The sequence below is a fragment of the Mycolicibacterium setense genome (assembly GCF_000805385.1).
Taxonomy (GTDB): domain Bacteria; phylum Actinomycetota; class Actinomycetes; order Mycobacteriales; family Mycobacteriaceae; genus Mycobacterium; species Mycobacterium setense.
Window position 1 is genome coordinate 351620 of sequence record NZ_JTJW01000008.1, and the last position, 23577, is coordinate 375196.

21 protein-coding genes and 1 tRNA gene are annotated in these 23577 nt (G+C 65.9%); 15 read left to right on the plus strand and 7 right to left on the minus strand.

Annotation, left to right across the window (positions count from 1 at the left end; all coding sequences use genetic code 11):
- Positions 1 to 2 precede the first annotated feature (2 nt).
- The 3 genes from QQ25_RS20045 (at position 3) to QQ25_RS20055 (ending at position 1443) form a co-directional block, all read left to right on the plus strand.
- Complete coding sequence (locus QQ25_RS20045; protein WP_039321889.1) at positions 3 to 743, plus strand: SDR family NAD(P)-dependent oxidoreductase; 741 nt, start codon at positions 3 to 5, stop codon at positions 741 to 743.
- Positions 740 to 1120 carry a hypothetical protein gene (locus QQ25_RS20050; protein ID WP_039321891.1) on the plus strand — a complete coding sequence of 127 codons (381 nt, stop codon included), beginning with the start codon at positions 740 to 742 and terminating at the stop codon, positions 1118 to 1120. The genes QQ25_RS20045 and QQ25_RS20050 overlap by 4 nt, the downstream gene beginning before the upstream one ends.
- Before the next feature lie 83 nt (positions 1121 to 1203).
- Positions 1204 to 1443 (plus strand): DUF1918 domain-containing protein, encoded by a 240-nt coding sequence (locus QQ25_RS20055; protein WP_039321894.1) that lies wholly within the window; start codon positions 1204 to 1206, stop codon positions 1441 to 1443.
- Here the strand turns inward: QQ25_RS20055 and QQ25_RS20060 are convergent.
- Entirely contained in the window at positions 1440 to 2267 is an 828-nt protein-coding gene (locus tag QQ25_RS20060; RefSeq protein WP_039321897.1) for a universal stress protein, read from the minus strand. The two genes, QQ25_RS20055 and QQ25_RS20060, sit on opposite strands and share 4 nt — an antisense overlap.
- 140 nt (positions 2268 to 2407) lie before the next feature.
- On the opposite strand from QQ25_RS20060, the gene QQ25_RS20065 reads away from it, so the two are divergent.
- Complete coding sequence (locus tag QQ25_RS20065; protein ID WP_234711945.1) at positions 2408 to 4003, plus strand: adenylate/guanylate cyclase domain-containing protein; 1596 nt, start codon at positions 2408 to 2410, stop codon at positions 4001 to 4003.
- A gap of 17 nt (positions 4004 to 4020) precedes the next feature.
- Here the strand turns inward: QQ25_RS20065 and QQ25_RS20070 are convergent, their stop codons facing one another.
- Together QQ25_RS20070 and fmdA are read right to left on the minus strand one after the other, a co-directional pair.
- On the minus strand, positions 4021 to 5598 hold the full coding sequence (locus tag QQ25_RS20070; RefSeq protein ID WP_039380627.1) for a serine/threonine-protein kinase: 1578 nt from the start codon (positions 5596 to 5598) through the stop codon (positions 4021 to 4023).
- 101 nt (positions 5599 to 5699) lie between these two features.
- Positions 5700 to 6956 (minus strand): formamidase, encoded by a 1257-nt coding sequence (gene fmdA, locus QQ25_RS20075; RefSeq protein WP_039380629.1) that lies wholly within the window; start codon positions 6954 to 6956, stop codon positions 5700 to 5702.
- A gap of 488 nt (positions 6957 to 7444) precedes the next feature.
- Here fmdA and QQ25_RS20080 point away from each other — a divergent pair, with 488 nt between their 5' ends.
- The 3 genes from QQ25_RS20080 to QQ25_RS20090 all read left to right on the plus strand — a co-directional run bounded on the left by QQ25_RS20080 (position 7445) and on the right by QQ25_RS20090 (position 13676).
- Positions 7445 to 9379 (plus strand): ABC transporter ATP-binding protein/permease, encoded by a 1935-nt coding sequence (locus tag QQ25_RS20080; protein ID WP_039321905.1) that lies wholly within the window; start codon positions 7445 to 7447, stop codon positions 9377 to 9379.
- 142 nt (positions 9380 to 9521) lie between these two features.
- The gene (locus tag QQ25_RS20085) at positions 9522 to 12377 is read left to right on the plus strand and encodes an MMPL/RND family transporter (RefSeq protein ID WP_039380631.1); all 2856 of its coding nucleotides are present in this window, start codon (positions 9522 to 9524) and stop codon (positions 12375 to 12377) included.
- Positions 12378 to 12527: 150 nt separating this feature from the next.
- A complete protein-coding gene (locus QQ25_RS20090) occupies positions 12528 to 13676 on the plus strand; it encodes a N(5)-(carboxyethyl)ornithine synthase (protein WP_039321911.1) in 1149 nt (382 codons plus the stop codon).
- A 4-nt stretch (positions 13677 to 13680) separates the two neighbouring features.
- On the opposite strand, the gene QQ25_RS20095 is transcribed toward QQ25_RS20090, so the two are convergent.
- The gene (locus QQ25_RS20095) at positions 13681 to 14253 is read right to left on the minus strand and encodes a TetR/AcrR family transcriptional regulator (RefSeq protein WP_039380633.1); all 573 of its coding nucleotides are present in this window, start codon (positions 14251 to 14253) and stop codon (positions 13681 to 13683) included.
- A gap of 79 nt (positions 14254 to 14332) precedes the next feature.
- On the opposite strand from QQ25_RS20095, the gene QQ25_RS20100 reads away from it, so the two are divergent.
- A complete protein-coding gene (locus QQ25_RS20100) occupies positions 14333 to 15508 on the plus strand; it encodes an FAD-dependent monooxygenase (RefSeq protein ID WP_039380635.1) in 1176 nt (391 codons plus the stop codon).
- Between the two features lies 1 nt (position 15509).
- On the opposite strand, the gene QQ25_RS31120 is transcribed toward QQ25_RS20100, so the two are convergent.
- Entirely contained in the window at positions 15510 to 15650 is a 141-nt protein-coding gene (locus tag QQ25_RS31120; RefSeq protein ID WP_162627786.1) for a hypothetical protein, read from the minus strand.
- 328 nt (positions 15651 to 15978) lie between these two features.
- Between QQ25_RS31120 and QQ25_RS20105 the strand changes: the two genes are divergently transcribed.
- The 3 genes from QQ25_RS20105 to QQ25_RS30640 all read left to right on the plus strand — a co-directional run bounded on the left by QQ25_RS20105 (position 15979) and on the right by QQ25_RS30640 (position 19351).
- Positions 15979 to 16437 carry a hypothetical protein gene (locus QQ25_RS20105; RefSeq protein ID WP_039321918.1) on the plus strand — a complete coding sequence of 153 codons (459 nt, stop codon included), beginning with the start codon at positions 15979 to 15981 and terminating at the stop codon, positions 16435 to 16437.
- 174 nt (positions 16438 to 16611) lie between these two features.
- Positions 16612 to 19077, plus strand: coding sequence for a transglycosylase/D,D-transpeptidase PonA2 (gene ponA2 / locus QQ25_RS20110; RefSeq protein ID WP_039380636.1), 2466 nt, complete (start codon positions 16612 to 16614; stop codon positions 19075 to 19077).
- A 118-nt stretch (positions 19078 to 19195) separates the two neighbouring features.
- On the plus strand, positions 19196 to 19351 hold the full coding sequence (locus QQ25_RS30640; protein WP_090431476.1) for a hypothetical protein: 156 nt from the start codon (positions 19196 to 19198) through the stop codon (positions 19349 to 19351).
- Between the two features lie 167 nt (positions 19352 to 19518).
- On the opposite strand, the gene QQ25_RS20115 is transcribed toward QQ25_RS30640, so the two are convergent.
- On the minus strand, positions 19519 to 20226 hold the full coding sequence (locus QQ25_RS20115) for a sensor domain-containing protein (protein ID WP_039380639.1): 708 nt from the start codon (positions 20224 to 20226) through the stop codon (positions 19519 to 19521).
- Positions 20227 to 20486: 260 nt separating this feature from the next.
- Here QQ25_RS20115 and QQ25_RS20120 point away from each other — a divergent pair, with 260 nt between their 5' ends.
- Complete coding sequence (locus tag QQ25_RS20120) at positions 20487 to 21134, plus strand: type IV toxin-antitoxin system AbiEi family antitoxin domain-containing protein (RefSeq protein ID WP_039321924.1); 648 nt, start codon at positions 20487 to 20489, stop codon at positions 21132 to 21134.
- Positions 21131 to 21892, plus strand: a complete 762-nt coding sequence (locus QQ25_RS20125; RefSeq protein WP_039380641.1) for a nucleotidyl transferase AbiEii/AbiGii toxin family protein — start codon at positions 21131 to 21133, stop codon at positions 21890 to 21892. The genes QQ25_RS20120 and QQ25_RS20125 overlap by 4 nt, the downstream gene beginning before the upstream one ends.
- 29 nt (positions 21893 to 21921) lie before the next feature.
- On the opposite strand, the gene QQ25_RS20130 is transcribed toward QQ25_RS20125, so the two are convergent.
- Positions 21922 to 21995, minus strand: a tRNA-Ile gene (locus tag QQ25_RS20130).
- A gap of 94 nt (positions 21996 to 22089) precedes the next feature.
- Here QQ25_RS20130 and QQ25_RS20135 point away from each other — a divergent pair.
- Both QQ25_RS20135 and QQ25_RS20140 read left to right on the plus strand, forming a co-directional pair.
- Complete coding sequence (locus tag QQ25_RS20135) at positions 22090 to 22470, plus strand: phage holin family protein (protein ID WP_039380642.1); 381 nt, start codon at positions 22090 to 22092, stop codon at positions 22468 to 22470.
- A 17-nt stretch (positions 22471 to 22487) separates the two neighbouring features.
- Entirely contained in the window at positions 22488 to 23519 is a 1032-nt protein-coding gene (locus tag QQ25_RS20140) for a threonine aldolase family protein (RefSeq protein WP_101906071.1), read from the plus strand.
- Positions 23520 to 23577 lie beyond the last annotated feature (58 nt).

Below are 23577 nucleotides of genomic sequence, written 5' to 3' on the forward strand. Positions count from 1 at the left end.
CCATGACTGCTCTGGACGGAAAGGTCGCGTTGGTCACCGGTGCCTCATCGGGTCTCGGCGCGGCGGTTGCCCAATTGTTCGCCGCGCGCGGCGCGTCGGTGTTCGGCGTCGCCCGCGACACCGAACGCATGGCGACGGTGTTCGAGGATGTCCCGGGCGGTGCCTACGCCTCGGTGGACATCTCCTCCTCGCAAGCCTGCCGGGATGCGGTGACGCAGTGCGTCGAGAAGTTCGGCCGTCTCGACGCACTGATCAACGTCGCGGGATTTCACCAGATGCGCCACACCGTGTCGGTGACCGACGAGGACTGGGACAAGGATCTCGCGGTCAACCTCAACGGTCCGTTCTTCCTGTGCCGGGCCGCGCTGCCCCACCTGCTTGAGGCCGGCGGGAACATCGTCAACGTCGCCTCCATCGCAGGCATCGAGGGTGAGGTCTATTCGGCGGGATACTGTGCGGCCAAGCACGGCCTCGTCGGGCTCACCCGCGCCCTGGCCATCGAGTTCACCTCGGAGCGCCTGCGCGTCAACGCGGTGTGCCCGGGCGGCATGCTCACCCCGCAGACCACCGAGTTCGCCGCACCGGAGAACGCCGACTGGAATCTGATCATGAGGATCGCCGCGCCCCGCGGAATGATGGACGTGGCCGATGTCGCCAAGACCATCGCATTTCTGGCCAGTGACGACGCGGCAGCCGTGCACGGCGCGGTCTACACGGTCGACGTGGGAAAGACGGCGGGATGAGCGCCACAACGCTGTCCCGCGCGACGCACCGCAGCGCGGCGGTCGCCGGGTCGGCCGCCACTGCGGTCAGCGCCGCGGTGGCGGGATCGGCCGCGACGGTCACCAGCGCCGGTGTGGCGGGCTCCGCTGCCACCGCCTCCAGTGCCGGCATCGCCGGGTCGGCGGCCACGGCGGGCAGCGCGGCGGTGGCCGGAAGTGCGCTCACCGTACTGTCTTTCGCGATGTTGGGCTGCCTGGCCTGCATCGGATGCTTCGCGTGTCTGCGGTGCGTGGGGTGCGTCGGTTGCGCCCAGTGCCGAGACTGCGTCGGCTGCGTTGGCTGTTACAACTGCTCGGGCCTGCGCAACGCGCGCGGGCTGCGCAATGTTCACGTGTGAATCTTTCTCCTCACCCGGTTCCTTCCACGGCCCGACGCGCGCACCATAGAGGTGTCCGACGGGTACGTCGAAGGGAGCGGACGATGAAAGCCCACGTCGGCGATTTCCTGGTCGTCAAAGGCGCCACCACCGACCAGCACGAGCAGCACGCCGAGATCCTCGAGGTGCGCACCGAGGACGGATCGCCACCGTTTGTGGTGCGGTGGCTGGTCACCGGCCACGAGGCGACGGTCTATCCCGGCCCCGACGCGGTCGTGGTCACGGCCGCCGAGCACTCTCGTGCGGCCGAACGCGCCGCAGAACGTCAGGGCCGCCGCGGCTAACCGCCCGGAACCACCAGGACCGGCCGGTAGGTGCGCTGCAGCGTCGCGGAAGCCACGCTGCCCAGCAGCACCTTCTTGAGCGCCGAGCGCCCGCGTGAGCCCACCACGACTACCCCGGCCCGCCGTTCCTCGGCGAAAGCCACCAGCGCGTCGGCAGTGGCGCCGGCACCGGAGCCACGGAAGCGGGGCACGCGCTGGGCCGCCTCCACCTCGCCGTCCTCGACCGCGTTTCCGTCCTCGACAGCGACCGAGACCACCTCGCGCGTCGGGAACAGTGCGCGGGCCGCGGCCGACGCCCGCTGCGAACCGGCGGAGCCGTCGACACCGACCACGACGGGACCATCGGCCACGGCGTCGTATTCGGCCGAGATCATGTTCTGGGACACCACGAGCACCGGACGGGGTGCGTGATGCACCACGAGATCCGACACACTGCCCAGTTTCGAGTCGCTCGCGCCGATGCCGCGGGCGCCGACGATCAACACGTCGGGTTCGAGCTGTTCGGCCACCTGCGCCACCCCCAGGCCCTCACCCGCCCAGGTGCGCTTGACCAACGGCTCGGCATTCCAACCGGCCGCCCGCGCCAGGGTGACCCCGGTGTCGACCAACCGGGCGGCCTCACCGTCGCTTTCGCGGTCGACGAGATCGATCAGCTCGTCGACGTTTCGCGCCGAGTGGCGCAACCGGGCACGCAACCCCTTGCTGCCGAACGGCGGTGTGCACAAATAGACGACCACGGCGTCGGCGGCCGGGAACAGTGCGGCGCCACTCCTGATCGCCGCATTGGCCGCGAGCGACCCGTCATAACCGAGCACTACCCTCATGTGCGTCCCCTTATTCCGTTCGTGCATCCGATTCCAGACTAAAGGGCCGCCGGCAGTACCCACCGGCTTCGCGCGCCGAAGCCGAAACAGGTAGCGAAGTACCCTATCGAGCTCCGACACCATGCGCCCACGCTTTATCCATGGACGCCACCGTCAACGGCTTGGCACACCTCGGGACACCGATCGTGGTCGCGCCCCATGTCGGTAGCGCCGAGATGGGGATCGAACTTCGCGATCAGACGTTCAAGCGGTGGGTGTGGGGTGCGGCCGTGGTCGGTGCCGGGGGCGGCGGGATCGTCGGCGCTTTCCTGGCCCTTGCCGCGCCCATCGTGTTGAGCCCGGCGGACACGCAACGCCTGCTGATGCGCGGCGGCACCGTGCTCATCGTGTTCCTGGCAGTAGCGATTCCGGTGATGCTGCGGGTCCGCCGGCACCGGTTCGCCGCCAGCACGACCTGGCTCACCGAGGGCCGTCAGCCCACCGTCCAGGAACAGCGGATGACGCTGGGCGCCTCTGGTGAGGCGGTGCGGTTGTCTGCCGCAGTGTGGGGTGTCGGCGCGGTGGTCTTCGGATCGCTGGCCCTCACTCAGCAGGTGTCCACGGCGGTGTACATCTTCAGTGTGGTTGCGCTGGGCGGTATTTCGACGAGTGCGGTCTGGTATCTGATCGTCGAACGGGTGATGCGGCCGATATCGGCGCGGGCACTCGACGGTACGACCCCGCACCGGCGGATCGGGCCGACGATCGGGCGCAGGCTGGTGATGGCGTGGCTGCTGGCGACGGGCGTTCCGCTGCTCGGCATCACGGTGCTCGCGGTCGGCTACCTGGCCGATATCGGCTTCCGGGCCCAGCGCACCTTCGCGGCCATCCTGATCCTGGTGGCCCTGGCGATCGTGGTGGGCCTGTTCGCGATCCTGATCGCCATCCGGTCGGTCACCGAACGCATCACCGCGCTGCACCGGGCCCTGGCCCAGGTCCAGGCGGGTGACTTCGGTGCACGGGTGGAGGTCGACGACGCCAGCGAGATCGGCCGGTTGCAAGCCGGATTCAACACGATGACGGCCGGCCTGGCCGAACGGGAACGCATCCGTCACACCTTCGGAACCTACGTGGATCGCGATGTGGCCGAACACATCCTGTGCGCCGCCGGATCGCTGGAAGCCCAGGAGCTCGATGTCACGTTGATGTTCGTCGACGTCCGTGGATTCACCACGCTCGCCGAGCGGCTACGGCCCACCGAGGTGGTCGCGACGCTGAACCGGCTGTTCGAGCGGATCGTCCCCATCGTGCACGACCACGGTGGCCACGTCGACAAATACGCGGGCGACGGACTGATGGCGGTTTTCGGGGCGCCCCGGCGTCAGGACCGCCATGCCGATGACGCCTTCGGCGCTGCGCTGCAGATCGCCGACGCGGTGCACGAAGAGTTCAGCGGCAGCCTGACAGTGGGCGTCGGCCTGAATTCCGGACCTGTGGTGGCCGGAAATGTCGGTGGCGCAGGCCGTTTGGAGTTCTCGGTGATCGGCGACGCGGTGAACATCGCAGCCCGTGTCGAGACAGCGACCCGCCAGACCGGCGACACGGTGCTGCTCACCGCCGCGACGTTGGATCAGCTCAGCGGGGACCGGGGCGATTTCGAATCCCGGCCGGGCGTGGCGCTCAAGGGCAAGACCAATCCCGTCGCGGTGTACGCACCGGTTCCCGCACGAGCTCACGCGGCCAGGAGGGCCTCCTGATTCTGCGGCCTCGGCGTTCAGCGTTCGCCGTACTCCAGCGGCGGCTCGGATGAGTCGACCTTGCCGTAGCTGCTGATGGTCAGGCCGTCGGGCCCGACTTCATAGCGCGCGCCGTCGGCGGGGTTGACGGCCACAAAGCCGTTGCCCGACCGCTCGGCGGTGGGGATCTGGAGGTTGGCACCGTCGCTGAGCCGCTCGCCGCGATAGGAGAAGCTGTCGGCGCCGGTCTGACAGATCACCGCCAGTGAGGACGCGGTCCGGATCACCGCGGCCGGGGTGCTGCCTGCCGGGCACCGCGCGGTGTGGTCGATGAAGCCCTGCTCGTCGGTGCCGCTCACATTGGCCGTCGCCGACCCGGACGTGGTGGTGGTCGTCGTCGGTGCTTCCGACGTTGCGCTGGGCGGCGTCGGGGCGGTGAGCGTCTCGCGAGTGGCGGTGCCGTCGCCGCCGCCGGCCAGAACCGCGGCGAGCACGGCGGCGATCCCGAACAGCCCCACCGTGACCAGGATCAGGGTGAGCTGAGTCCGGGTGAACCGCGGCTTGCGCCTCGGGGCGGCCTGCTGTGGCGGAGGCGGAGGTGCCGGTGGATATGGCGTGAAGCCGGTGTGGTCCGGGTTGGGGTAGATCGACGAGAACTCGCGGGTGCTCGGTGGCGGCGGTGTCGGTTGCGACTGCTGCGGCTGCGGAGCAGGTGGTGCCGCGGGCGCGGGCGTCGGGGTGGGCGGCACCGAAGGCGGGGCCGGCGCGGGAGCCGTGGCGGTGCCTGCCGCGGCGCGGGCGGCCTTGGCCAGCTCGCCGGCGCTGGGATAGCGGTCGACGGCATCCTTGGCCATGCCCTTGGCCACGACGTCATCGAACGCACGCGGTATGCCGCGGCGCATGATGCTCGGCCGCGGCGCCGGGGAGAACATGTGGGCGCTCATCAGCTGGCGCAGATCACCCGTCTCATAAGGCGGCCGGCCGATCAGCATCTCGTAGAGCAGGCAGGTCAGCGCGTACACGTCGGCGGCCGGTCCGACCGGGCCGCCGGAAAACCGCTCCGGTGCCATGTACGCGCTGGAACCGATCAGCACGCCCGTCATGGTGACGCTGGCCTCGCCGCCGACATGCGCGATACCGAAGTCCACGAGGTAGGCGAAGTCATCCGGGGTGAGCAGCACGTTCTCCGGCTTGATGTCGCGGTGTACCAGGCCGTCGGCGTGCGCGGCGTCCAACGCCGCGGCCACCTGGGCGACGATCGCGGTGGCCCGCGCCGGGGCGAGCGGTCCGTTGGTCCGCAGCAGCTCCTTGACGCTGGCGCCCTCGACCAGCCTCATGTCGATGTACAGCACGCCGTCGATCTCGCCGAAATCGTGCACCGGGATCACGTGCGGCTCCTGCAGCCGGGCCGCCACCCTGGACTCGCGCCGGAACCGCTCCTGAAAGCTCGTGTCGGCCGCGATCTCGGTGCGCAGCAGCTTGACCGCAACCATGCGTTCCTTGACTGTGTCGTAGGCCCGGTACACCTCCCCCATGCCGCCCACACCGATCAGCGATTTCAGCTCGTACGGTCCGAACCGGGTGCCTAGCCGCGAAGCACCGGGAGGCGGCGTCATTGCACGATCCTTTCAGCCCTCCCCGACTGTCAACGGTCCGCCGACCGTGCCGGCACCGGCTCGGCGCATCGGGGTCCGGTGACGAGGATATACGTGCGCGCTCAGTCGAACGACGAGTGCGGCGCTCCGATACCCGGGTCGATCTTCGTCGGCCCTGTGACCGAAGGCGCGATCGGAAAATCGAAGATCGCCGTCGGAATGTACACTGTCGCACAGGCATTCGGAATATCGACGACGCCCGACAGGCGGCCCTCGATGGGTGCGGCGCCCAGCAACAGGTAGGCCTGCTCGGGGCTGTATCCGAATTTCGTCAGATAGTCGATCGCGTGCAGGCAGGCCCGCTGGTAGGACAGGTGCGAGTCCAGATACCGCTGCTCACCGTCGAGTGTGACCGAGGTTCCGGAGAAGGCCAGCCACTCGGAATACTGCGGATCGGTGTTGCCGGGCATGAATATCGCGTTCTCGCTCACACCGTAGGTATCCATGCCGCCGGGGATGACGTCGACGCGCAGGTCGATGAACCCGCCCATCTCGATGGCGCCGCAGAAGGTGATCTCGCCGTCGCCCTGGGAGAAGTGCAAGTCACCGACCGAGAGGTTGGCCCCGTCGACGAACACCGGATAGAACACCCGGCTGCCCTTGGTGAGGTTCTTGATGTCCTGGTTGCCGCCGTTCTCGCGGGGCGGAGCGGTGCGGGCCGCCTCCGCGGCCGCCTTCGTGAAGGCATCCCCGGTCAGCCCGCCGAGGATGGCGTCGCGCGGCTCGGGCGGCAGGGCCAGCGGCGGCACCCGGTCGGGATCGGTGGCGATCAGCGCGGCTTCGCGGGTGTTCCACTTCGCCAGCAGCCCGGTCGAGGGCGCGGTGCCCATCAGCCCGGGGTGCACGATGCCGGTGAACTCCACGTGCGGCACGTGGCGTGAGGTGGCCTTCTGACCCGAGAAGTCCCAGATCGCCTTGTAGGCGTCGGGGAACTGGTCGGTGAGGAAGCCGCCACCGTTGAGCTTCGGGAAGATGCCCGTGTACCCCCAGCCCTGGCCTGCCAGTGGGCCGGAATCCTCTTGTGGGATCGGGCCGACGTCGAGGATGTCGACGATCAGCAGATCGCCCGGCTTGGCGCCCTCGACGGCGATCGGACCGGAAAGCACGTGCACCGTGGTCAACGGGGCGTTGAGGATGTCGTCAGCGGAGTCGTCGTTGACGATGGCGCCGTCGAACCACTCGCGACAGTGCACCCGGAACGAGTCTCCCTGCTTGACCGTCACCGCGGCCGGGATGTCGGGGTGCCACCGGTTGTGGCCCAGCTTCTCCTGATCGGTGAACTTCTTGGTCGAGTCGAGCGGGAACACAACCTCGGGCATTGCTTCTCCTTCAGGACATCAGGGACGGGGCAACTTCTGATGAAGCGGGTTCGTGCTGACTTTCTGTCGCCTGGTCGTCGGCAGCGGGCCGGTGGTGACCGCTGGACGGTCAGCTGTAGAGCGGGTCGCGTCGTGAAGGGCCAAGGCGGACTTGTCCGCACGGCCCAGGTTTGGCGAGGCGATCATTCGGCGGGCGGGCCCGCCACAGTCCGGGCAGTCGATCGCATCGGGACGGGCATTCATCGAAAAGCGCCGTTCGACGGGAGAACAGCCGGACGCACAGCGAAACACATAGAGCACCAACAGATTTCCTAACGACCCGAGGGCGGACCTATGCGAGATTACCTATATATCGAACTCAGTGCCGAGGATTGCAGTCACTATTGAGCAGCAATCCGCCGCATCGTGCAGTGAGTGTTGCGCAGAGCCCGGGACCCCCGACTGCGGTAGCTTCACGCAGACGCGCGACAGACCAGGAGTCGATTCCCGTGAACGAAGTGAAACCGTTCTCGCCCTCGATCGACTGGAGCAACGAGCTTCTGCATTCCCTGTGGTGGCTGGCGCAGGCCTGGACCATCACAGCGATCTGCACCCTGGCGGTGCTGACCCTGATCGCCCGGTTCACCACGTGGGGCCGTCAGTTCTGGGCCGTCACCGGCGCGTACTTCACCGGTCGGCACAGCGTGAAGCCCTGGTTGATCCTGGCCGCGATGTTGCTGTCGGTGATCATCGGGGTGCGGCTGTCGGTGTTGTTCAGCTACCAGGGCAACGACCTGTTCACCTCGGCACAGGTCGCCGTCGAGGGCTTGGCCACCGGCAACGACGAGGTGAGAACTTCAGGGATCAAAGGTTTCTGGATCGCGCTGCTGACGTTCATGGTGCTGGCCGCCATCCTGGTCGGCCGCGTGCTGGTCGACCTGTTCATGACGCAGCGGTTCATGCTGGCCTGGCGCGCCTGGCTGACCGATCGGCTCACCGGCGACTGGCTCGACGGCCGCGCCTACTACCGGTCCCGGTTCATCGACCAGACCATCGACAATCCGGATCAGCGCATCCAGTCCGACATCGACGTGTTCACCGCACTGTCGGGCCCGCAGCCCAACACCCCGCACCAGACCAGCAACGGCACCCTGCCTTTCGGCGCCATCTCGTCGATCGTCTCGGTCATCTCGTTCACCTCGATCCTGTGGAACCTCTCGGGTGACCTCAGCATCTTCGGGCTCCAGATACCGCGGGCCATGTTCTGGTCGGTGTTCGTCTACGTCGCATTCGCCACGGTGATCGCCTTCGCACTCGGCCGCCCGCTGATCCGGCTGTCGTTCAACAACGAAAAGTTCAACGCCGCATTCCGTTACGCGTTGGTGCGGCTGCGCGACGCCGCCGAGTCGGTCGCGCTGTACCGGGGTGAGAACGTCGAGCGGTCACAGCTGCGGGACCGCTTCGCCGCCGTCGTCACCAACTACAAACACTTCGTCAACCGGACGTTGGCCTTCACCGGCTGGAACCTGTCGATGAACCACATCATCATTCCGCTGCCCTGGATGTTGCAGGCGCCGCGCCTGTTCACCGGTCAGATCCAGCTGGGCACCGTCAATCAGTCGGTGGCGGCCTTCGGCGCCATCCAGGATGCGCTGTCGTTCTTCCGCAACTCCTATGACACGTTCGCGGGCTATCGGGCCTCGATCATCCGTCTACACGGGCTGGTGGTCGCCGACGAGCAGAGCCGCGCACTGCCCGAGTTGGACGTCGCAGAACTCGCACCGGGCACGGCCAGCCTCGTCGAGCTCGGTGACGTCGAGGTACGCAACCCGGCCGGTGAGCAGTTGATCGATGACCTCAGCCTGACCCTGGCCGCCGGCGAGGCGATGATCATCACCGGCAAATCGGGCACCGGCAAGACCACGCTGCTGCGCAGCATCGCCCAGCTGTGGCCGTATGCCTCAGGCACGGTGCGGTGCCCGCAAGGGCAGAACGAGACGCTGTACCTGTCGCAGGTGCCCTACGTTCCGCTGGGCGATCTCCGGACGGTGGTCTGCTATCCGCACCAACCCGGCGACCTGCCCGACAAGGCGCTCCAGGACGCGCTGCTCGCGGTCGCGCTGCCGCGCTACGTCGACCGGCTCGACGAGGACGGCGACTGGGCAAAGGTGCTCTCCCCCGGCGAACAGCAGCGCGTGGCATTCGCCCGGGTGCTGCTCACCAAACCCAAGGTGGTGTTCCTCGACGAGGCGACCTCGGCGCTGGACGAGCCGCTGGAATTCATGATCTACAGCTTGATCCGTCGCGAATTGCCCGACACCGTGTTGGTGAGCGTCACCCACCGCACCACGGTCCACCGCCACCACAACACTCACCTGGAACTGCTGGGCGACGGACAGTGGCGGCTGGGCCGCGTCGACGACATCGAACCGGTCGGCGTGTAATGCCTGTTGGAGACCGCAGACGAGCCCCCACTCTCACGCGTCTGGTAAGACAGGGGGCGGCGACACCGCGTAGTAAGGTAAGCCTTCGCACAATGCCCAACCACCGCATCGTGCTCACCCCGCCGACCACCAAGGGTTCCTGATGGCCGATTCCAGAGCCCCCCACACGGGGGTTGCTCGATGGATCCGTCGCTTCGCCATTCTGGTGATAGTCGGCTGGATCGGACTGCTCGCGTTTCTTAGTGTCACCGTCCCGCCGCTCGAGGTGGTCGGTCAGATGCGCTCGGTGTCGATGAGCCCGGACGACGCACCGTCGGTGGTCGCGATGAAGCGAGTCGGCAAGGTCTTCGACGAGTTCCACTCCGACAGCTCGGCGATGATCGTGCTGGAGGCCCAAGGGGACGGCGCCAAACTCGGCGACGACGCGCACCGGTTCTACAACGACATGGTCGACAGGCTCGAGGCCGACAAGAAACACGTCGAGCATGTCCAGGATTTCTGGGGCGACCCGCTGACCGAGGCCGGGGCCCAGAGCAATGACGGTAAAGCCGCCTATGTGCAGGTGTATCTGGCCGGCAACATGGGTGAGCTGTTGGCCAACGAATCGGTGGAAGCCGTCCAGAAGCTGATCGCCGAGCTGTCCCCGCCGCCGGGGCTCAAGGTGTACGTCACCGGGCCCACCGCCCTTGCCGCCGATCAGCAGATCTCCGGCGACCGCAGCGTCAAGATCATCGAAGGCGTCACGTTCCTCGTCATCATCACGATGCTGCTGCTGGTGTACCGATCGATCATCACGGTGGTCCTGGTGCTGGCGATGGTGGTGATCGAGCTGTCGGTGGCCCGCGGCTTCGTCGCGTTCCTCGGCTATCACAATCTGATCGGCCTCTCGACCTTCGCGACACAGCTTCTGGTCACGCTGGCGATCGCCGCGGCCACCGACTACGCGATCTTCCTGATCGGCCGATATCAGGAAGCCCGCAGTATCGGCGAGGACCGAGAACAGGCGTATTACACGATGTTCCACGGCACCGCGCACGTGGTGCTCGGTTCCGGTATGACGATCGCCGGCGCCACGTTGTGTCTGCATTTCACCCGGCTGCCGTATTTCCAGACCCTCGGTATTCCGATGGCCGTCGGCATGACCGTCACGGTGCTCGCGGCACTGACGCTGGGGCCCGCGGTGATCACGGTGGCCAGCCGATTCGGCAAGGTGCTCGAGCCCAAACGCGCCATGCGCATCCGCTTCTGGCGGAGACTGGGCGCCTTTGTGGTCCGCTGGCCGGGTCCGGTGCTGCTCGGCACCATCCTGCTGTCGCTGGTCGGCCTGCTCACCTTGCCCGGCTACCGCACCAACTACAACGACCGCAACTACCTGCCCACCGATCTGCCGGCCCAGGAGGGCTACGCCGCTGCCGACCGACACTTCTCGGCGGCCAAGATGAACCCCGAGTTGGTGCTCATCGAAACCGATCACGACATCCGCAACTCCGCGGATTTCCTGGTGATCGACAGGATCGCCAAGCGGATGTTCGAGGTGCCCGGAGTCGGCAGCGTGCAGGCCATCACCCGCCCGCAGGGCGAGCCAATGGAGTTCAGCACCATTCCGGCCCAGATGAGCATGGGCGGGGTCATGCAGACCATGAACCGCAAGTACCTCACCGACCGCGCCGACGACATGCTGCTGCAGGCCGATGAGATGCAGAAGACCATCAACACGATGGATCAGATGATCGTGCTGATGCAGGAGATGAGCGGCATCACCCACAGCATGGTGGGCAAGATGGACCAGATGGTGGTCGACATCGCCGAATTGCGGGACCACATCTCAGATTTCGACGATTTCCTGCGGCCACTGCGCAACTACCTGTACTGGGAACCGCACTGCTACAACATCCCGATGTGCTCTTCGATGCGCTCGGTGTTCGACGGCCTCGACGGTGTCGACACGATGACCGAGAGCATCCAGCAACTGATGCCCGACATGCACCGCCTCGATGCACTGATGCCGCAGATGGCGACCATGATGCAGCCGCAGATCGAGACCATGCGGAACATGAAGACGATGATGCTGACCATGTATCAGACCCAGAAGGGTCTGCAGGATCAGATGGCGGAGATGCAGGACAACCAGACCGCCATGGGTACGGCGTTCAACGACTCCAAGAACGACGACACGTTCTATCTGCCGCCGGAGATCTTCAACAACGCCGACTTCAAGCGGGGTATGGACAGCTTCATCTCCCCCGACGGAAAAGCGGTGCGCTTCATCATCTCTCACCAGGGTGACCCGCTGACGCCGGAAGGCATCGGGCTCATCGACAACATCAAGCTGGCCGCCAAGGAAGCCATGAAGAACACCCCGTGGGAGGGGTCCAAGATCTACATGGGCGGCACCGCGTCGGCGTTCAAGGACATGCAGGAAGGCAACAACTACGACCTGATCATCGCCGGAATCTCGGCCCTGTGCCTGATCTTCATCATCATGCTGATCATCACGCGCAGTCTGGTGGCGGCCGCGGTGATCGTCGGCACCGTGCTGGTCTCGCTGGGCACATCGTTCGGCCTGTCGGTCCTCGTCTGGCAGCACCTGCTGGGCATCGAACTGCACTTCATGGTGATGGCGATGGCGGTGATCGTGCTGCTGGCCGTCGGTGCGGACTACAACCTGCTGCTGGTGGCGCGCCTCAAAGAGGAACTGCCCGCCGGTATCAACACCGGCATCATCCGGGCCATGGGCGGCAGCGGGTCGGTGGTGACGGCGGCCGGTCTCGTGTTCGCGTTCACGATGATGTCGATGGTGGTCAGCGAGATGATCGTGGTGGCCCAGGTCGGTTCGACGATCGGGCTGGGCCTGCTGTTCGACACCCTGGTGATCCGGTCGTTCATGACTCCGTCGATCGCGGCGTTGATGGGCCGGTGGTTCTGGTGGCCGCAGCTGGTGCGCCAGCGTCCGGCGCGTGGCGTGGTGGCGCGGGCGATGGAGCGCACCGGCAACTGATCGCAGCGGCGGCCCGCCCGCCGCGTAGTGTCAAGGCATCGGGACCACTCAGGCCCTCACAATCAAGGGGCCCAGCGATGTCTGACACATCTCCTCGAAAAACCGAGGCGCACGCCACCGTAGTGCCACTACACGCCCAGAAGCGCTGAGGTGGAACAGCTTTCGTTGGGAGTTCTGGCCCACTCCAGGAAACCTAACGAACGTAGGCTGCCCATTCACCCGGCGCACTTCAGCAGGATCGATCCCCCGATGCGCCAACGCGTCTTCCTAGAGCGCGGCTATGGCGAAGAGTTCGGCGCCACCGACGACGCACTGGCCGAGCTGGTCGGCGGCATCAGGACCCGCGACGAGATCATCGCGGACTGTGACGTCGTCCTGCTGCCCAAGGTGCAGGCGGAGGATCTGGCCGAGCTGAGGGTCGGCCAGGTCGTCTGGGGATGGCCGCACTGCGTGCAGGATGCCGCTCTCACGCAGATCGCGATCGACCGCCGGCTGACCCTGATCGCCTTCGAGGCGATGAACCACTGGCAGGCCGACGGTGGATTCGGCCTGCACGTCTTCCACAAGAACAACGAACTCGCGGGTTACTGCTCGGTGCTGCACGCGATGCAGCTGTCCGGAATCACCGGCAGCTACGGTCGTCGGCTCCGCGCCGCCGTCATCGGATTCGGTGCGACGGCCCGCGGCGCGGTCACCGCCCTCAACGCCCACGGTGTCGATGATGTCCGCGTCCTGACCAACCGTGAGGTGGCAGCCGTCGGGTCGCCGATCCCCTCGACGCAGATCGTCCAAATGGGACGCGACAAGGACACTCCCGAGCTGACCTGGGCCGATACGCCGGAGGACGGTGTGGTGCCGGTGGCGCGTCTCCTCGCCGAGAACGACATCGTCGTCAACTGCGTGCTGCAAGACCCCAACGCTCCACTGATCTTCGTCACGGAAGACGATCTGGCCATGTTCACCCCGGGCAGCCTCCTCGTCGACGTCTCCTGCGATGCCGGCATGGGCTTCAGCTGGGCGCGCCCGAGTTCCTTCACCGAGCCGGTCTGCATGGTGGGCGACGGCGTCTACTACTACGCCGTGGACCACAGCCCGTCCTACCTGTGGAACTCGGCGACGTGGGAGATCAGCGAGGCGCTGATGCCGCACATCGAGACGGTGCTGGCCGGCCCGGCAGCCTGGGATGCGGACAACACGGTCTCGCGGGCCATCGAAGTTCGTGACGGCATCGTCGTGAACCCCGAGATCCTGAAGTTTCAGCACCGTCAGGATCTCTACCCGCATCCCGTCGACGGCTAGCTCGTCAGTCGACGGGTGCGCCGACCACCGCTGCGATCAAGAGCTCGGCGGCCGCGTCGACCCGCGCGCGGTCCGCGGTGACCAACCTGTCCTGACACAATCCTCGCAAGCCGGAAACCACCAAAGTCGCACGCGCACACGCATTGTCGGTGGAGTAGCCGATTGCCGACAACGCCTGGGCGATCGGGGCGATCATGACCTCGACCGCGCTCCTGGCCGCCTCGCCATACGTCTCGGGATCGGTGACCGCCAGGCTGAGGACCTGCAACAGCAGGCGCACGTTGCGACGCTCACCGCCCCGGGTGAGTTCCCGCCACAAGGTCCGTGCCGCGTCCACGAATTCGTCAGCACTGGTGACGGCGCTGAAGATCTCCCCCAGCTGCGGACGGCTCGCTTCGAGGGCCTGGGCCAGCAGTTCGGCCCGATCCCCGAAGTAGTACAGCAACATTCGCTTGCTCGTTCCGAGAGCCTGGGCCATGGGCGCCAGCGACATCTCGCCGATGCCGTGCTGCTCGAGGTAACCGACGACACCCTTCAACAGCTCTTCGCGCTTGACGGGATCCGCTGTCCTGGCCACACCTTGACTGTACCGATCGGTACATTTATAGTCAATGACGTATCGATCGGTACATTTATCGTGGACAAAGGAGGACCTCATGACCGGGCTTCGAGTTGCCGTCGTGGGTGCCGGCATCGGCGGGTTGACTGCCGCGATCGCCATGCGTGCCAACGGGATCGACGCGACCGTGTACGAACAGGCGCACGAACTCAAGGCGCTCGGCGCGGGTGTCTCGATAGCGACGAACGGATCGCGCATCCTGTCTGGCCTCGGATTGGGCGATGCGGTGGCCGCGATCGCCGGGCCGGTCACGCACTACCAGTTCCGCACCTGGCAGGCCGATCCGATCGCCGGTGAGCCGTCGAGCCTCGGCTTCGGAGATCCGGCCCGGACCTGGTGCCTGCACCGTGGCGAATTCCAGAAGGTCCTTGCCGACGCGCTACCCGCCGACGCCCTGCACCTGGGCCGCTCCTGCGTGGGAGCCACCGAGCACGCCGACGGGGTACAGGTCGAATTCGCCGACGGCTCAACGGTCGAAGCGGACCTACTGGTCGGTGCCGACGGAATCCACTCCCGCCTGCAGGGCCTCGTGACGCGCGCGGCCGGACCCGTCAGCGAGGGGATCATGGCCTACCGCGGGCTGATTCCCGCCGAGCGGTTGCGTGGCGCAGTCGACATGAACGCCAGCTCCATGTGGCTGGGGCCGCAGCAGAGTTTCCTGGCCTACCCCGTGTCGGCCGGCGACCTGCTCAACATCGTCGCGTTCGTCCCCACCAATCTCCCGGTCACCGAATCGTGGACCGCCCCCGGAGATGTCGCCGAACTCGCTGCCGCCTACCAGGACTGGGACCCGAGGGTCTCTGCCATCATCGCGGCGATGGACTCCACCTTCCGCTGGGGCATCTACGATCGTGAGCCGCTGGACCGGTGGTCGACCGACCGGATCACCCTGCTCGGCGACAGCGCCCACGCGGTCACGCCGCATCTCGGACAGGGCGCCAATCAGGCCATCGAAGACGCGATCACATTGGCCGTCGTGTTGCGTGGAGCCGGTTCTGACGAACTCGGGCCGCGACTGCGTCGGTACGAAGAGCTGCGCATGGACCGTACCCGCCACGTGCGCCGGCAGGCACGTGCCGCCGGGCGCATCTACCGCTCGACCGACCTCAGCCCACATGCACAGGCCGCGCAGTTGCACGCGATCCTCGACAGCGTCGCCATCAACACCTATGACGCCGAGCAGGTTGCCGAGAACACCGGCCGGGCCGCCTGAGTCACCGGCTGAGCAGAGCCGCTTCCTGCGGGGTGACCAAGCGCTCCTGCTTGGCGGGATACCGTCGGCTCTTGATGGGACGGCGGATCAGCGAGAGCGCGATCCGCGCGGTGCGGGTGTCAACTGTTCGACTGATGTACACGGCGGTTCACTCCGTTCTGCTGATCGATCGTCCCCGATCTGACGTGAAGTGCGCTTGTTGCACTTGAGTCACTTGGGAAACACTGGTACGCAACAGTCACATTTGGGGCACGCCGCCATCACAAATCGCACCCTATGGCGTGGCTTGGCCGTTGCCCGCAATCCGCTGTGTAAGCTGCCGCACCCGCCCGGGTCACAGGGCCTCGCGGTTGCGACAAGCCGAGTAATCGGTCCTTGCAGGAGGAACTACCTGGCCTTTTGCCGCGTCGATCTTGCCCAACCACCTTTGCCAGCCTTGGTACGGTGCGGCAAGACGAACGGGGAGGCCGATGATCAACCGCACCGCGACCTGCTTTATCGGGACTCTGGCGATCGGCCTGGCCGCCACGGCGTGTAGCCCGGTGACCGAGAAAGCCGAGGCCACGACCACCACCGCGGCCCCAACCGGTGAGGCACTGACATCGCTGTTGCCGACGCCGGCGGACGTGCAGCAGACCAAAGGGCCCGATGACATCGCCGACGGCGGGATCCACCTGCACTACCAGGCGAACGGGTCACCGACTGACGTGATGACCGCGTACAAGAACGCGCTGCAGGGCAAGGGGTGGGCGCTCACCACGATCATCTCCTCCAGCGGGGGCGGAGGCGGCGGGGCGACCTACACCGGCACCCACGGTGACGCCTACGGCGTATTCGACGGCGGTGGATATGCCAACACCACCTACATCGACATCTGCACGTGGCCGGCCAAGCCGGCCGATCCCAACTGCAGTCGCGGCGATCGTTAGCGACGCGCTTTCGCGCCAGTTGCGCAGCAGATCGCCACGACACCGACAGCGCCGGACCCCATTCACCGGTAGGCCGCCAGAGTGGATCTTCCAGCGTTCTGAAATCACAACGTAGCCAACGTGTTGCGTGCGATCTACCCATAGACGGCCGTTGACGGCCTTACGCTAGAGGGCATGTCCGGCCCGCCCGCGGGTTCGCGGTCTACGGTTGCCAAGTTGGCCATGCACTGTGTGCTGGCCGGATTGCTCGTGGCGGTGTTGATGTTTCCCGTCGTCGGCGGTATCGGCATCATCACGGCGCGGTTGTCCGACACGGTCGCACAGGATTCGGCACAAGTCCTCGAAGGTGACGCGCCGATCGTCACCACCATGGTCGACGCCTCCGGTCAACCGATCGCCTGGCTGTACGAGCAGCGACGGTGGGCGGTGCCCAGCGATCGCATCGCCGACACCATCAAGCTGGCGATCGTCTCGGTGGAAGACAAGCGCTTCGTCGAACACAACGGGGTGGACGTCCAGGGAACGCTGAACGGACTGTTCGGTTACATGCGCGGCATCGAGGACGTACGCGGCGGGTCGACCATCGAGCAGCAATACGTGAAGAACTACAACCTGCTGGTCAAGGCGAAAACCGATGCCGAGCGCCGGGCCGCCGTCGAGATCAGCCCCGCGCGCAAACTGCGCGAGATCCGGATCGCGCTGGCGATGGACAAGACCCTTCCCAAAAGCGAGATCTTGGCCCGATATCTGAACCTTGTGTCGTTCGGCAACGGCGCCTTCGGAGTTCAGGACGCGGCGCGCACGTACTTCGGCGTCGACGCCGCCGACCTCACCTGGCCGCAGGCGGCCCTGTTGGCCGGCGTGGTGCGGTCCACCACCGCGCTGGACCCGTACACCAATCCGGACGGTGCCCTGGCACGGCGCAACCTGGTGCTCGACACGTTGATCGACTATCTGCCGGACCGGGCCGAGGAATTACGCGCCGCGAAGGCCGCACCGCTGGGGGTTCTCCCTCACGCCGAGCCGCTGCCGCAGGGCTGCATCGCGGCAGGCGACCGCGCCTTCTTCTGTGAGTACGTCCTGCAGTATCTGGCGCGGGCCGGCTTGACCATGGAAGACATCGCACGCAACGGGTATCTGATCCGGACCACGCTGGATCCCAAGGTTCAGGACAGTGTCAAGGCAGCGCTACAGAAGTACGCCGACCCGGACGCCAACGGGGTGGCGAGCGTGATGAACGTGATCACACCGGGCAAGGACACCCACCGCGTGATCGCGATGGCCGACAGCCGTACCTACGGGCTCGACCTGGATGCCAACCAAACCGTGCAGCCGCAGCCCTTTTCGTTGGTCGGTGACGGCGCCGGGTCGATCTTCAAGGTCTTCACCACCGCCGCCGCCCTTGAGATGGGCATGGGCATCAAAACTCAATTGGATGTCCCCGGAACCTTCATGGGCAAGGGACTGGGCAGCAGTGACACACCGGGCTGTCCGAGGGAAACCTGGTGTGTGCGCAACGCCAGGGCGTTCCCCGGCTCGCTGAATGTCACCGACGCCCTGGCACAGTCGCCCAATACCGCGTTCGCCAAACTCATCTCGCAGATCGGTGTACCGCGCGCGGTGGACATGGCGGTCCGGTTGGGGTTGCGGTCCTACGCCGAACCCGGCAGTGCCCGTGATTACAATCCCGATTCCGACGAGAGCATCGCCGACTACGTCAAGCGGCAGAACATCGGATCGTTCACGCTCGGCCCGCTTGAGCTGAACGCACTCGAATTGGCCAATGTCGGGGCGACCCTGGCCTCGGGCGGCACCTGGTGCCCACCGAACCCGATCGACAAGATCTTCGACCGGCACGGCCGTGAGGTGGGTGTGCAGACCGTTCCCTGCGACCAGGCGGTACCCGAGGGCCTTGCCAACACCTTGGCCAACGCTTTGGGTAAGGATCACTCGAACGGAACCGCCACCGGCGCAGCGAGTTCAGTCGGCTGGAAGCTGCCGATGTCCGGCAAGACCGGCACCACAGAGGCCCACCGGTCATCGGGCTTCCTCGGCTTCACCAACCGGTACGCGGCCGCCAACTACATCTTCGATGACTCCTCGTCACCGTCGGGGCTGTGCTCATACCCGTTGCGCAAGTGCGGCAACGGCACGCTCTTCGGCGGTACCGAGCCGGCGTTGACGTGGTATGCCGCAATGAGTCCCATCGCGGACTCGTTCGGTCCGGTGGCCCTGCCGCCCACCGATCCCCGATACGTCGACGGCGGCCCCGGCGGCGAGGTTCCCACCGTGTCCGGGATGAAGGTCGACGAGGCGCGTAAACGGCTGTTGGACTCGGGCTTCCGAGTGGCCGACAAACCCACGCCCGTCAACAGCAACGCGACCAAAGGCTCGGTGGTCGGAACCACCCCGAGCGGCAGGACCATTCCCGGCTCCATCATCACCATCAACACCAGCACGGGCTATGTGCCACCGCCGCCGCCGGTCTATATCCCGGCCCCCCAGATTCCGCCGCCGCCAACGCTCAACGAGCTGGGACCACCCCCGCCGCCCAACGTCATCGAGATTCCCGGGCTGCCGCCGATAACCCTGCCGCCCCCGGCTCCACCGCCACCACCTCCTGCGCCGCCGCCCGCATAACCGCAGTTCAGCGTTGACAAATCCGGTGTCGACGCACCGGCAGGTTTGAAAATCGACGGATCGGGCAATTCTCCTCGCCGACAACACTTCAGTTGCACCCGAGAGGATCGAACCGACCATGATTGTGCTTGGCATCATTCTTCTGCTGATCGGCTACTTCGCCGGCATCTCGATCCTCTACACGATCGGCGGCATCTTGCTGGTGATCGGGATCATCCTGTGGATCCTCGGTGCCGTCGGTCGCCCCGTCGGCGGCCGAAAAGTGTGGTTCTAGCGGCCGATCTGCCGCGCAGTTCCCGACGCGAGTTCGGGAGCACGGCAAACCTGCTGGGACCCAATTGATTTCCCTGCCCGCTACAACGTGTGGGCGCCTGTGGCGAGTGTGCGTGCACACTCGCCACAGCCATCCGGTCATCCCAGCGCGTGAGCGGCGGACCGGCCCTACGAACCGATGGGCGGCGCGTCGATCCGTGCGGAGATCTGCTTGACGATCTTGACCGCCGAATCCGCCGGGTTGGCGCTGCAGGTGTTGACGTCGACGACGATGTTGTTGTTGGCGGTCAGGGCGCGGCCACACGCCCACCCGCCGGCCTGGGCGTTGGTCTGCGTCGCGATCGTGCTCAGCACGCCGTCCTTGTCCGAGATCGGCCCCACTTCCCACAGCGTCCCGGTTTGCGTGTGGCTGTAGCGCTTGCACGCCGGCCACTGTCGAGCCGAGGAGTCATAGAAGGCCTTGGCTTGTTCGGCGTCTACGAATCGAACCACGGCCTGCTTGGCGTAGTGAGCGAAGACGTCGGGCTCCCGTAGCGACACCTCTTGCTCGTCGGTGTATCCGCTGTCGGCGTATACGGGCGCTTGCACGGCACCATCCACCGCCAGGCACTCACGGGGCTCCATCGTCGCGCTGTCGTCGGACATTTGAGCGCCGGCAGCCGTGACGGCCATTTGCCCCGCCCCCATCGCCGCATTGATCTGTTCAGGCGAGAGGAGTAATCGGGGCAGGGTTGTCTGTCTCAGGGGTGTCGGCGGAAACGACGTGATCATCGGTGTGGTCGATGTTTTTTCGGCCGACTGTTCTGTTGATTGACCACAGCCCGCGGCAAGTGCACAAACAGCGGCGATGGTGATCACGGTTGTCGCAAAGCGCATTCGTCGTCCCCCATTCCTGCGCCGGCGCCCTTTGGTCACGGTGGTGTTCGAACCATGGCTGACAAATCAAGGAAAACAGCGTAGGCGTAGCGGACGCAGGACATTGCCGATTACGTTCGAAGACTTTTCTGAACCGTTACCGAAACATCATCAACGTCGCCCCAGCGGGCGGTTGTATCGATTTTCACCTCAGACACTTGCATCATAAGTATGCATTTCGTACTGTTGGGGAATACGATTTGCATACCCAAGGACCAGTGATGGCGCTGACGCGAAGTACTCCCATTCCGGTGGACCTCACCCAGGCACCGCTGAGAACAATTCGCCCCAGCGACGCGGCGAGCATTTATGCCCATCCTCGTGCCCAGCTGGTTCGGCTTGCCGAACGTGGCCTACTCCACCGACTCGCCGATGGCTACTACGTCGTCGTCCCCCAGGACATGGTGGGTCGCAAGTGGATACCCGGGCTTGAATCAGCCGCTGCCGGAATCGGATCGGCGATCTACGCAATAGAGGACGTCGTCGTGATGGGTGTGAGTGCCGCACGGCTGCACGGGGTGATTCCGCGTGCTCTGGCAACTGCTGTCGTGGCGGTGCCGCGACAGCATCGAGCGATCGTGTTGTCGGACCGCCCCGCGACAGTCCGGTTCGTCAAACGCGACACCACCAGCCTCGACGCCGAGCGCGTTCGTACAGAGTTGGGGCCGACGTTGACAACAACGCCCGAGCAGACAGTGCTCGATCTGGCCCATCGTCCCGCCCTCGGCGACGCTCAAGCAGACGTCCCATCGGCTGTCGCTGACCTCTTCGCGCGCAGCGACAAGGACCGTCTCCGGGAGCTGGCGACCGAGCAGCGCAGATTGGCCTCGCTCCGCCGGGCCGAAAACTGGGTACGCGAGTTGTCATGAATCGAGACGAACGCGACTCGGTGGCAACACAGTTCGGCGTCTCCACAGAACAGGTCGAACGGGACCACCTCATCTCACATCTTCTGGCATTCCTCAGCCGTAAGTTCGGTGACCGGATCCATTTCATCGGCGGCACCGCGCTTGCCCGCACGCATCTTCCGGAGGGCCGGCTCAGCGAGGACATCGATCTGATTGCTGTCGGCAGCCGTAAGGAAGTGGCGCGCGACCTTGACGTTGCACTGCCGCGCGCGGTCGCACGTACGCACGGCAGGATCACAATCGAGCCTGCGTTGAGTAGTACGGCGGATACTCTCCCGGTTGTGCTGCGCCCGCTGGACGGAAATCCTGTGCGGCTGCAGCTGTTGTCGCCCCGAGACCGAGTCGTATGGCCGACCGAACGCCGAGACCTCGTTCAGCGCTATGCCGACGCTCCGCCCGCCACTCTCAACGTGCCAACCCTGCCAGCGTTCGCAGCGTCCAAGACAGCGACATGGGCCGATCGACATGCGGCGCGCGACCTTTGGGACCTATGGGCCCTCAGTGAGCTCGGCGCTATCGACAACACTGCGGCAGTGCTCTTTCGGCGGTACGGCCCCACCAACAAGGCCCCCGGCAGTTACCTGTTTCAACGTGCGCCATCGCCAGCGGAATGGCACACACAGTTGGCCGGCCAAACGAAACTCAGCATCTCCGCAATCGAAGCACTTGACGCCGTCCGCGAGGCCTGGCAGCAAGCCATTTCTACCGACAAGCAGTAGTTCGCGGCCGCTGCCGTGCGAGTGTTGAGTGGGGCGGGCGGGGCTCGAACCCGCGACCTAGGGATTATGAGTCCCCAGCTCTGACCAACTGAGCTACCGCCCCCGGGCGCATCTGCGCGGCAATATGGTCGCACACGCCGCGTGCACAGATGCCAATGAGGGGCCGCAGGCAGGCATGCCGTGGTTACGCTCACCGCATGATCCGCTTTCTGCTGCGCATAGCGATCTTCCTCGGTTCCTCGGCCATCGGCTTGTTGGTCGCCGCCTGGCTGGTGCCCGGCGTCTCGGTGTCGGCGTGGGGCTTCATCACCGCAGTGGTGATCTTCTCCGTCGCTCAAGCGATCCTGTCGCCGTTCTTCCTCAAGATGGCCAGCCGCTACGCCTCGGCATTTCTGGGCGGCATCGGGCTGGTCTCCACCTTGGTCGCGCTGGTCCTGGCCTCGGTACTCACCCACGGCCTCAGCATCCGTGGCGTCGGCTCCTGGATCGCCGCGACCGTGGTGGTCTGGGTGGTCACGGCCGTGGCCACGGTGGTGTTGCCGGCGCTGTTGCTCAAGAAGAAGGTGGCCTCGACGTAGCGCTCGTCGGTGGGATCATGGCCCACGTGCCTTCTCACGCGTTCGCCTCTGACAATGCCGCGCCCGCACACCCGAAGGTGATCGACGCGATCGTCGCCGCCAACTCCGGCGCCGTCGCGTCCTACGGGAACGATCCCGCCACCCGGCGCGCGGCCGAAGCCGTCAAGACCGCCTTCGACTCCCCCGACGCCGACGTGCTGTTCGCGCTGACCGGCACGGCGGCCAACGTCATCGCGCTGGCGTCGGCCGTGCGACCGTGGCAGGAGATCCTGTGCAGCGACATCGCGCACTCACTGGTCGACGAGGCCGGCGGGCCGGTCCGGTTGTCGGGCGCTCCGGTGACAAAGCTGCCCAGTGACAACGGTCTGGTCGACCCGGCCGTGCTCGACACGGCGGTGGCCCGTCGCGGCCCGGTGCACCATTCGCAGCCACGGGTCGTCACCATCACCCAGTCCACCGAAAATGGCCGCGTCTGGAGTCCAAGAGCCATCAAGGATTTCATCGACCACGCCCACGACCTCGACCTGCTCGTCCACGTAGACGGTTCCCGCATCGCCAATGCGATTGCCGCCCTGGACATCACTGCATCGGAGGCCATCGCCGACGCGGACATCGTCACCGTGGGCGGCACCAAGAACGGCATGCTGATGGGCGACGCGATCCTGGTGCGTCGCCCCGAGTTGTTCGACGGAATTCGCTTCGTGCAGAAGCAGATCGGTCAGCTTGCCAGCAAACAGCGTTTCATCGCGGCCCAGTTCGAGGCGATACTGCGCGATGGACTGTGGCTGCAGACGGCCGCCCACGCCAACCTGATGGCCGGCCGGCTCAGCGCAGGCTTGGAGGCACTCGGCCTGAAGCTGGCCGTACCCACGGAGGCCAATGAGATCTTCGTCGACCTCGGGCCTGCCGCCTATGCCGCGGTGTCGGCAGGCTATTCGGTCCACCGTCCCGACCCGCTGCGGCCGACGGTGCGGTTCGTCTGTTCGTGGGCGACCACCGAGGTCGAAATCGATGACGTTCTACGGCTCGTATCATCGATTTCTACCTGAGGGCGGTGGTTTCGGCCGGCGTGCGTACTGCCCCCATGTAGAAAGCGGCGCAACAGAA

Excerpts from the sequence above, each read along its gene's own strand:
- QQ25_RS20045 (WP_039321889.1), top strand. The coding sequence starts at position 3 with ATGACTGCTCTGGACGGAAAGGTCGCGTTGGTCACCGGTGCCTCATCG.
- QQ25_RS20050 (WP_039321891.1), top strand. The coding sequence starts at position 740 with ATGAGCGCCACAACGCTGTCCCGCGCGACGCACCGCAGCGCGGCGGTC.
- QQ25_RS20055 (WP_039321894.1), top strand. The coding sequence starts at position 1,204 with ATGAAAGCCCACGTCGGCGATTTCCTGGTCGTCAAAGGCGCCACCACC.
- QQ25_RS20060 (WP_039321897.1), bottom strand. The coding sequence starts at position 2,267 with ATGAGGGTAGTGCTCGGTTATGACGGGTCGCTCGCGGCCAATGCGGCG.
- QQ25_RS20065 (WP_234711945.1), top strand. The coding sequence starts at position 2,408 with ATGGACGCCACCGTCAACGGCTTGGCACACCTCGGGACACCGATCGTG.
- QQ25_RS20070 (WP_039380627.1), bottom strand. The coding sequence starts at position 5,598 with ATGACGCCGCCTCCCGGTGCTTCGCGGCTAGGCACCCGGTTCGGACCG.
- fmdA (WP_039380629.1), bottom strand. The coding sequence starts at position 6,956 with ATGCCCGAGGTTGTGTTCCCGCTCGACTCGACCAAGAAGTTCACCGAT.
- QQ25_RS20085 (WP_039380631.1), top strand. The coding sequence starts at position 9,522 with ATGGCCGATTCCAGAGCCCCCCACACGGGGGTTGCTCGATGGATCCGT.
- QQ25_RS20100 (WP_039380635.1), top strand. The coding sequence starts at position 14,333 with ATGACCGGGCTTCGAGTTGCCGTCGTGGGTGCCGGCATCGGCGGGTTG.
- QQ25_RS20105 (WP_039321918.1), top strand. The coding sequence starts at position 15,979 with ATGATCAACCGCACCGCGACCTGCTTTATCGGGACTCTGGCGATCGGC.
- ponA2 (WP_039380636.1), top strand. The coding sequence starts at position 16,612 with ATGTCCGGCCCGCCCGCGGGTTCGCGGTCTACGGTTGCCAAGTTGGCC.
- QQ25_RS30640 (WP_090431476.1), top strand. The coding sequence starts at position 19,196 with ATGATTGTGCTTGGCATCATTCTTCTGCTGATCGGCTACTTCGCCGGC.
- QQ25_RS20115 (WP_039380639.1), bottom strand. The coding sequence starts at position 20,226 with ATGCGCTTTGCGACAACCGTGATCACCATCGCCGCTGTTTGTGCACTT.
- QQ25_RS20120 (WP_039321924.1), top strand. The coding sequence starts at position 20,487 with ATGGCGCTGACGCGAAGTACTCCCATTCCGGTGGACCTCACCCAGGCA.
- QQ25_RS20125 (WP_039380641.1), top strand. The coding sequence starts at position 21,131 with ATGAATCGAGACGAACGCGACTCGGTGGCAACACAGTTCGGCGTCTCC.
- QQ25_RS20135 (WP_039380642.1), top strand. The coding sequence starts at position 22,090 with ATGATCCGCTTTCTGCTGCGCATAGCGATCTTCCTCGGTTCCTCGGCC.
- QQ25_RS20140 (WP_101906071.1), top strand. The coding sequence starts at position 22,488 with ATGGCCCACGTGCCTTCTCACGCGTTCGCCTCTGACAATGCCGCGCCC.